Below are 10949 nucleotides of genomic sequence, written 5' to 3' on the forward strand. Positions count from 1 at the left end.
ACCGCCCATGTATACTCAAAGTTGATTCGCTATGTTTATGACCTCAAGGGGAGATCAAAATGGATAAACCAAGACCCATGGTGGAGCGTGTTTTGTTTGCGCCTCTGCCTCACACACCGCCGATAGACAAGTATTTTCCGAGGATGGAGACATTAAAGCGTGGCTTGGCCACTCTCTTGGCCACGCTGGTCTTCTATACCCAAGCGGTCTGTGCGGGAACGACAAGCCTCCCCCTCTTGTCGACCACCGGCCCCTCTGGGTCCCTAGCGAAACAAACCAACCTCCTCGAACGTTTAATGAAGATCACCGGCGTCTCGAAGAAGGATGCCCCCTATGTGTTCCACGAAAGCGAGTGGAGAGATCGGATGAAATTAACGGACCCCGGTCAGGACCCGGAAACGATTAAGCGTAAGAACGAGGCGGCCACAACTCGACGAGATATCGAGAATGTGAACGCGAAGGCGAAAGGGATGCAGTTTCCTGAACTTTCCCGGCCTGGTTACTTAACAACGAAAGAGATTTTGGCTGGGTTACAGATCGATGCGCTGGAAAAGCAACTGACCCCGGGCGATTTGGCCATGCAAACGGTTAAAGAAGTGGTCGAAACGATAAAGATGAAAATGAAAGCCTTGTTCGGTGCGGCAACGGAATTTAATTATTCTGTGCGACAGAATTTTGATGGGACGTTTTCGCGAACCTACCTGGTGGATGGTCGGGCGACCCGAATTTACAATTCGAAGACGCGCAATCCTCACGGGATGGCCGTGACACAAAATATCACGAATATGCGTTACAGCCGTTCTCACATTCTGGTGTCCATGGACATTGAGCATGTGGACGTGAAGGGGCGAACGAGTTACACGACGCGCCGGATGGATTACCACGATGGGGCGAAAGCGATGGTTCAAGACTCGCAGTTGGTGAAAGAAATGTGGGAAGACACGATCACCTCTCAGAACGAAAAAAAGAGCCTCCATCGGTTTGACATAGCGTACGACGCTCATAACAACATAAAACAGTATCAAGAAAAAAGCATTGACGAGAACGGACGGTCAACGGACCGGAAATGGTGGGGGGGGACGTATGACGAGAGCAAGAATCTCTTGGCTTATGAAGAACTGACCACGGAAAAAGGGTTGGACACGCACGTGAAGTGGGTGTCGACAGGATACGAGAAAAACTCTCTTTGGAAGTCGCGGACGCCGGGAGAAACGGACAGTTGGGGGCGGTCGGAATATCAGTTGACCGGTTATGTCAAAGAGACGGTGGGCCCCGATGGATTGGAGCAGAAAGATGTGACCTCGAACATGACGTACAACGCTTACGCGAATCTGTTGCATTATGAGAGAACCGTGACCAATGGGGACGGGCAGGGAACTGAGATCGTCTGGGATGGGGATTACGATCAATACGATCGAGCGGCGGCCTACCGGCAAATCACCACGGATTCGTTTGGACACACCCGTACGGTCGAATTTTCCGAGGGGGAATACACCGTAGACGACGATCTGATTGGTTACCGGGAAAAGACGATCGAAAATGGGGAGTCAAAGGAAAAGCACTTTCAAAACGGGTTGTATGACACGAAACACAACCTCATGGATTATTTTCAGACGGATACGGATTCCCGCGGCCGAGTAAGCGCAAAGCATTGGACGGCGTCTGGGGCTGGGTTGGGGTACAAGGATGGAGAATTGGTGGGCTTCATGGAGTTGACAACCCAAGGGCTGTTAAAGATTAAGTCGACCACGACGGGGATCACCTATGACGCGCTCAATCGACAGAACGGTGGGCGAGAGACGAAACGGGTGACGGGAGTGGAAACGGATGGGGTTTACACGGATGTGACGGTGGTCACGGACACGCGAGCGGGTGACGATACATTGAGCCGGACGCGCCGTGAGCTTAATAAGGTTTTGGGGTATGAGATGAATATCGTTGAAATCACGGGGTCCTCCAGTGTCAAAACAACCTTGGGGACGGACAATCGGACAAAGGACATCGTTCGCCAACTCAAGGAAACGACCGTTCGTCGTGAAATGACCACCCGTGGGGATTATCGCGAAGAGAAAACTTTAGCGGGAACATGGGATGGGGAAGAGTTGGAAAGCGTTACGGAAACCTATCGAACCCGTGTGGTTCAGGATGGGTTCGGACGAGCGATGTCCTATGAAGAAGAAATCGTGCGGGAGAATAATCCGGCGAGTTGGTTGAAACGGACGACGGATCAGATGAGTTACAACGTGGATGGGAATTTGACGGCGAGCCATGAGACCACCACGAATTCTTTAGGCGTGAAGGGGGAAGTAACCCGGACGAAAATGTTGTACGACCAGCAGGGGCGTTTGGAAGAATACGATATGGAGTCAACCAACCGTGCGGAAGGGTCGATGACGGGGGTGACCGCTCACCGAAATCGAATTGGGTATAACGGTTTGGGTGATGTGTCGCGGTATGATGAAAAACTGATCAGGCTGGGGTCCTCCGCTGTGGAAAACGTTCAGTGGAACGGATCTTACACGGTGTTGGGGCTTGTGGGGAATTCGAAGCAGGTGAATCGGCGTGTGGGTGAGGAAACAGTGGATGGGGTGGTTCGTCCGTTGGATGTGACGGAAACAACGGTGACCAGCGGAATGAAATACACGAAAGATGGGGCGTCCTTGCGCTCCTATCGCGAGGCGATGTCCAGCACGGGGTCTCCGGAAGCGGTGCAGATCACCACCCTGGAGGGTGGGACTTACGACGCTTACGATCGTTTGGCGACGTTTAAACAAAAAGTGGAACGGGTGACGGCGGAGGCGGTGCGGGCGAATGGGCAAATCGATCAGGCGAAAGCTGTTCTTTATGTGGTAACCGAAACCGATAGGACCACAGGGACTTTTAGCGCTTTGGGCGCTTTGACGGGCTATACCGAAACGGTGAGTCAATCCGAAGGGCCCGATTCCCCGGCTGGGGGAAGTGTCACTGTTCGAAGGGATATTGATTTTCATCCTTTGGGTCAAATGCGATCCTACACGGGGGATGAAACCCGCTTTGATTCGCCGGACATCACCACGAAAATCGATTGGCGCGGAACGTTTGATCTCTACATGAGATCGTCCGGAGCGGTGGAACAGCGTCAGGAGAAATTTTCCACCGGAGAAATCGGGTTGGAAACAAGGACGGTTCGGGAAAATGTGGGTTACGATGAGTTGGGGCAGATGGTGGAATACGAGGAAACGATGGAGCGTTCGGATTCCCCCTCGGCGGTCACCCGGATCCATTGGGAAAACGGACGTTTCGATGTGAACGGAAACCTGGAAGGCTACCGTGAAACCACTCAGGTGGGGGGCCGTGGTTTATCGGTTGGATTGGTCAATACCAAAGTGTTGGAACGATCGGGAACGACATACGATACGAATGGTTTACTGGCGACGTTTTCAGAAACATCACGTGATTCGGCCCAGCCCTCGGTGAAAATGACCACGCAACGGCAAAGCACCGTTTACGATCGGATGGGTCGTGAAACAGGTTTTGTTTCTTTGCGTCACGAGGAGGGGCAGAGCCAGGAAACCACCCCGACAGGCGAAATCTCAGAGTCCAATTTAGACAAGTGGACAACGGTGGTGCAATCCGATCGGCGGTTTAACCCTGTGGGGTTGGTCACGGACTATCGAGAAGGGAGTTTTGATGGGAGCGTTCTTTCTTTAGGGGGATCGGATCGTGTGTGGTTTTCGTTGACCGAAGATCAACGGCGGGACGTGTTGCGTGGGACATTGAAAAGTGACAGAGCGGTCACCCTCATTGGGCGTTCCGGAACGCTTTACGATCGGAAAGGGTTGGCGGTGGATTACGCGGAAACGACGCGGGAAATTTCCACGACGTTGGATCATGGGCGAACAACGGATCGGTCTCAAGCGACATACAATTCTCTGCATCAATTGATTTCGTTCACGGATCGTCTCACAGACGATGCGACCCCAGGCGTGACAGAAACTTTTGTGGCGTCCCAAGGGCAATACAACGGTTTTGGGCAAATGGAGAAGACCCATGAAGTGCGAACCCAAGCGGGGGCGTTGGTCTCCCGCTCAGAAGGGGATCGGTGGTTGTCCTACGACAGCCAAGGACGCACGACTCGGGACCATTCGATCCTGGTTTCTGATCACGGGGTCACAGTCGATCGGGATTACCACGTGGGGGCGTTTAATGCCCTTGGTCGGGCCGCGGCGGAGCGCACGGTGACCACTGAATCGGGTGTGGACGCTCGGGGAGCGGAGGTCTATCGAATTCGGACAGAAAGCAATAAAAGTGAGATGGCCTACGAGAGGAATGGACGTTTGAGTCACTCTGTGGATACGGTGGTTGCCTCCGATCGGCCGGATGTTACGGTGACAACTCTTTGGGAGGCGAGCGGGTTTAATGGGAACAATCAACTGATGGGGTCGCGGGAGTCGAAGGTGGAAGTGAATCCTGCTGGGACCCATGCCCAAATGACGGAGCAAACTGGAATTGCATACGATCAGCGCGGTCGGACAACGAACTACCGGAATACGATAACCAATTCATCCGACTCCGTTACGGAAACGATGGATTGGTCCGTGTTGGGATTTACGGGAGCGGGTCAAACAACGGGCATAAGTGAGAACCGGCGTCGGGTCAGTGCGGATGGGATTTCTCACGCTATCGAAACAACAACGCGGAAAGAGAACATGACGTATGACCTCTCCGGCAACTTAACCCATTACAAACAGCGGGCGACAGGAACGGACAATCCCGATTTGGTGTCTGAGGTGACGTGGGAAGGCGGGCATGATTCGTTGAACCGACTCATTTCATTTAACGAAGAGACGCACAGCATGGATAAGGCAACCAGCGGGCGAGTTCTCAATGTTCTGTTGAATAACCAACGCGAAGGCATCTCCTATGACAGTCTCAATCATGTGGTGGGGTATGGGCAGGTTTCGACGGACGAAAATGGAAACAACAGCGAAATTCTTTGGGCGGGGGGGGTTGACGGGCGAGGGTTGGTGAGTCAGTTCGAGGAACGAACGACGGATCCCCAGGGAAGTCTCACGGTCAAAGGACAGCGGGTTGTGACGTATGATGCCGCCGGACGCTTGACGACGTTTAACCAGTTGGTCGTGGATCCGTTGGGGGTAAGGACAGCCACGTCTCGGACGGCAACGTCTTATGATGTCAACGGTCTTGTGCGGGGAACAGTTGAGGGTATTGAAGAAACTCAGCCGAATGGGGTCCGAAAAGTGACCGATTCCACTCAATCTCCTCAGATCTACGATGCTCAAGGGCATCTGGTCTCTCGTCATGAAGACGCGGTTGTGTCGACATTTGATGCGAAGGGCGTTCTTGTTCGGTCGCGAAGTCACGGGATGGATTGGACGGCAACGGGTGAGGGATACAATGGTTTGGGCCAGTTGATGGGGTCGGATCAGACAACCACAGTCTGGAGTCCGGACGGAGCGTTTACTCTCGTGACGACCGCGAGTGTCTCCTCTCTTCGATACAATATTTTAGGTCAGCAATCTTCCTTAAGTCAAACAGAAACGCAAAAAGGGAGTAGTGTGGAGAAATTGACTCTTCCTTCCAACTGGAATCTCCTTGAGCCAGATCAAAAGTTGGAATGGCTGAAAAATTTGACGTTTGTGGTGGAGGGCGATCGTAAAGGATTTGATGATTTGGGTTTGAGCGGTCCCGATGTGGGTGGGGGAGTGATTGCGTGGTCAGATTTGGCGGAAGAAGACCGGTCTGAACTCTTGGCGGATGGGAAAATCCTCTTGAATGGTCGTGCCTTTGATTTGACCCAGGCGTCGGTTGTTTCTGTTGTGAAGACGAATCAATCCTATGCCCAGACGGAGATGGAATACAACAACTTTGGAATCTTGAGCCATTACGTTCGGGGGGGGGATGACAATGGGGTGGGATATGTCTCTGAATGGACGGGTTCGTCATTTGACCAATACAATCGAGTAACGGCCGATGCCCAGGTCGTGGCGCGGGAGGGACAAGCGATCGTTGCCACGGAGCGAGGGGGGATTCTTTACAACGGAAATTCGCAAAATGTGGGGCACACGGAGGAGATCTTAAACGGGGCAACGCCGGATTTATTGGTCGTTTCGCAGGTCGAGGCTCTTTATGATGCGCTGAGCCGTCAAGTTTCAACGCGGCGTGTTTCTTCGCAGAACAGCACGGGGGGCCCCCTCGAGCTCACTTCCGTTACCACGCTCATTCAGGAAGGAGTGGGGTTTGATGAATTTGACCGTAATTCACTTTATACGGAGATCCAATTCTCCGGTGAAACGCTTCAAATCGGAGGAACGGAATACGCCTGGTCCGAATTGAGCGAGGCCCAAAAACAGGGTTTGTTGAATAAAACCTTAGCCCCCACAGATCAGGTGATCCAAATGTCTACGGTGGCCGGAATCCTCTACAACGAAATCAATTTACAGTCTGGGTTCATCAACACAGGTCTGAGTATTGGCCAACAGGCCGTGCCCTTGGAGGCGACCAATGAGGCGAATGCTCCCCCGATTTCCGGGATCACCGTCCCCGCCGCTGGCCCGGCGGTTCACTCCGTTCTACCCCCTATGGATCCCCTCAGTCTTTCTTCGCTGGGTGAATCATCTTCTTCAGACCAAGCGACTTTAAAAGCATTTAACCTCTGGTTGTCCGCTCTCCATTCTCGTGTCACAGGACCTTTGGGCAATGTCCTTTCCACTTTGTTGGACTGGTCAAAGGGTATTTCCGTTGGGTCGCGGCCCTTCTCTGAATCCTCTGAAGATCGAACGACGGGTCAGCCAGAAACCTTGACAACGGAGGCGTTGGGCGACCTGGATTTATCCCCGTCGGTTGTGGGGGGGGCCGTTTGGGGAGACTTTATTCAGTCCGTGGCCCAATCGCTGGGGAAGGTTGCTTCTCTTCTCAGTGGCTCCACAAGCAATGTTTTAAATGCGGTGGGTCATGTCACGTTGGGCATTTTAAACCGTGCCTGGGGACTTTCTTTTGCTCCAGTGGACGTTGTGCCCTTAAATACGGTCTCCCCGGTTGTGGAACGAGGGGCATTGTCTGAAGATGGGCTGCTTCACAAAACCCAAACCCATTCGCCGCTTTTCATTGAAGAGACGCGGCTGGTTCGTTCCCACATCCTCTATGACACGTTTAACCGGATTTCCAGTTATTTGGACTTTCTGTTTAATGTTCGTGATATGGGTTTGTTGGTTAAAACTTTTGTTCACGACATCGATTACAATGCCTTGGGCCAACAGATCAAGACCATTTCCGACATCCATCGATTGGGTGTGAATTATGACGATTTTCAAACGGTGATTCGTGACGGTATTGCCTACAACCGTCTGGGACAAATGATTGCCAACCGGGACGTGACAACCCAAAATGGATTGACTCTCACAACCCTGACGAACAATATTCATTACGACCGATTTGGCCGGATGGTGGAATCCTTAAGCGTCATTCACAAAACTGGGGATGAAATTCGTGTGTTCTTTCAGAAAGGCGGGGCCGACTTGACCCCTCTTCAGCAGGCGGCCTTACTCAACTTAAATTCCGGGAAATCGTTGGGGGATTTGGTTGAAGAAAACATTATTTCACGAGTGGCGCGATCGGTACCGGTTGATGAAACCGTGATCAGTGAAACTAAAAATATAGTTTATGACAGTCTCAATCGGGTGATGGGGTCAGAGGAAACCAGTTATTATTCCGACGGGTCACGAACCACCACCCTCACGAAGGAGGTTGCCTACGATGAGCGGGGGCGCCGGGTTGGGACCATCACTGAAATTCGTCAGGGAGGGTCGATGGAGAGCCGGACCTTCCTGTTTGATGGAAAATCGTTGGACGCCTTGTCCCTCAAAGACGCGCTTCAGGCCGAAGAAGCCCGGACCGGGGAAGCCGCGGGACTTCTTTTTTGGGAATGGTTTACGAGTGGCCGGTTGGTCGAGACGAGCGTTCGCGTCAATTTGAACAGGGTCTCGGAGATTCTTCGGTTGAACATTCGATACAACGACAATGGGCAAATGATCGCCTATGAAGATTTTACGCAAGATTTCGAGCGCGGGATTGAAGAGCAGCGAACACGTGTTGAATTGGCCTACAACCTCAAAGGACAAATCTTAACCCAAAAGACCGAAGGGGCGGTCAGTATGTTGGATGGCGCTCGTACCGTTTCGGAAGACACGCAGACCTATCGGTATGACGAAACAACCGGCCTCTTGCTTGGAGCGGAAACGCTGGGATCCAGCACGACCTACCCGGTCGAAGTGTGGACGGACGACAACCAAGACGGAACGGTGGACCGCCGCGTCGCCCCTCCTCCCATAACAGGGAAAAATCGCCAGGTTTACGGAGCCAAGAATGGGTTGTTGGACATGATGTTTCAGGAATCCCTACAAGAGTCTTCAGGGACAGAGGTCCCGGGGCGAACGGGTTCATTCGTGTTTGCCTCAACTTTTTATCAAACGGATCATCAGGGGCGGCCGATGGCGGGTTACGGCGTTTCTGACAGTGTTTCGGATGATGGCTATGGCAATCTAACCCATGGGAAAACCCATCAGCTGATGTCGTCTGTTAATGGGGAACTAAAGACGATGACAACGGTCGGAGAGAGTTTCCTCCAAAATATGGATGGTTCGGACAACCATACCGTGATAACGACTGTGAATGGTTATCGGGAAGAAGGGGCTCTCGTTTTTTCAGAAGGGGCTGGGTATTACGATGGGCGAGAATCCGGGCTGAGTGATGAGGAGCATGTGTGGCGGGACGGTTGGGTGGACGCTAACTCTGACGGGTTGATTGATGACAATGAGATCGATGCTGAACGGGTTGACGGAATTGTTAATCCTGGGGAAATGGTGTGGGTGGATATGAATGGGGATGGAACAGAAACGTCGGCGCGTGTTATGGTTTCCGCTCGCTCCTATGGGGATATTATCCAATCTTACGTCATCATCGGGAGGGAGGCGAAGCTTTCCTCTTCCGTCACTAAAGGGGGGGTGTTGCAAGCCAATGGAAGTTCGTCGAATCAAACCATGACGACGTATTTTGAATACGACAACGATGGTCGTCTGATCGGATCCGGTTCCTCTGGCGTTACGGGGGGGGTCACAAAAGGATTGACAGACACGGATGTTCCGCCGGATGGGATTGTGCAAATGGAGCCGGTGGATGTGGCCACCAGTTCTGGAACACAAGAGCAATTTTTTGTCGTCATTAATGGACAAACAAAACTGAGTCGTTCTCGGGCCATTACGGATACGGTCACGGTATCGGGGGGGACTTCACATCAGGATTTAACCATTAGCAACCTCTATGATCAGGTTTCAGGGGCGCTTGTAAGTGCTCAGGGAACGGGTCTCCTCAGGAATACAGAGGTCGGATTTACGGATGTGGCGACTTTGCCTGGCGACACTTCTCTTGAGGAAGTCTTTGTTTCTCGAACGGAAGGAACCCTCGATCAAGATTATGAAATCATCAATGGGCAATCGCGTCTTCTTAAGTCTGTTTCGGTCACGGATGCCTTGGATCTCGAAACGGGAAATAGGCTGAATTCAGGTGACCATCGCTTTAACCATAGTGTAACGACAACGCACAATAGAACGAATGCCCTTGGTCAATTGGTGGGATCATCCGCTGTGACATTTAGTAACCAGACCGTTCACGTGTGGTCGCAGGATGATACGAATGGGGACGGTCTAATTACTGAGGAAGATGATAAATCAAAAGGCACATTTTTGCCTCAGTCGACCCTATCCAATGCGGTAAGCGCGTTTACGGTGCTTTTTGGTTTGGCTCAAGTTTCTGTCTCGCTCTCAAAGAGCTGGGCCGCAAACCGGTCGAACACGGTATTCAATAAGATTGGGGACCCTGTCGCAGAAGGCTATAACTTTAATGTCTCAAGGACTTTATACTCCTACGATTCTGTTGGCCTTCTTAACGCGGCAACTGGTGTGGGAATGGGTTATCAAACTTCCCATTCTTGGTCCAATAGAGACACGGATGGGAACGGACAAATTGACAGTGCTGATGACAAAACACAGGGGCATTGGGTCACCCAGAGCACAACATCTGAGACCCGCAATGTTTACACCATTTTAATGGGACAGGCTCAGGTGGTGAAGAGCGTGACGACGAGCTATGGGGCGATGGTGGCGAACGGTGTGTTCACAAAGGTGACGGACACGGGGGCCCATGGGTACAGCCGAAGTGTAACGACGATGGATTACCGTTTTAACGAGAAAGGCCAGATGGTGGGGGCTGTGGGGTCAACGGTGGGCGACCAGAACAGTGAGGTGTGGACGGACACAAACCGCAATGAGATTGTGGACCCTGGGGAGATGGTGGACCAGTCGACGACGTTCAGCGTGGAGAATACGTATCGGGTGATCGTGGGGCAAGCGCAGGTGGTCAAGAGCGTGACGACGAGCTACGGGGCGACCGTGGTGAACGGCGTGTTCACGAAGATGACGGACACGGGGGCCCATGGGTATAGCCGAAGTGTAACGACAATGGATTACCGTTTTAACGAGAAAGGGCAGTTGGTGGGGGCTGTGGGGTCAACGGTGGGGGACCAGAACAGTGAGGTGTGGACGGACACAAACCGGAACGAGATCGTGGACCCTGGGGAGATGGTGGACCAACCCACGACGTTCAGCGTGGAGAATACGTATCGGGTGATCGTGGGTCAGGCGCAGGTGGTGAAGAGCGTGACGACAAGCTACGGAGCCACCGTGGTGAACGGTGTGTTCACGAAGATGACGGACACGGGGGCCCATGGGTACAGCCGAAGCGTGGCGACGGTGAATTACAGCTTTAACGAGAAAGGCCAGTTGGTGGGCGCTGTGGGGTCAACGGTGGGGGACCAAAACAGCGAGGTATGGACGGACACAAACCGGAACGAGATCGTGGACGTTGGGGAGATGGTGGACCAGCCGACGACGTTC

The 10949-nt window shown here is 52.7% G+C and carries 1 protein-coding gene; it reads left to right on the forward strand.

Going from position 1 to position 10949, the window contains the following annotated elements; all coding sequences use genetic code 11:
- Window positions 1-59: 59 nt before the first annotated feature.
- On the forward strand, window positions 60-10949 hold a 10890-nt coding region (locus JNK54_06260), incomplete at its 3' end, for a hypothetical protein (GenBank protein ID MBL8023868.1).

The organism is Elusimicrobiota bacterium, from assembly GCA_016788905.1.
Classification (GTDB): domain Bacteria; phylum Elusimicrobiota; class Elusimicrobia; order FEN-1173; family FEN-1173; genus JADKHR01.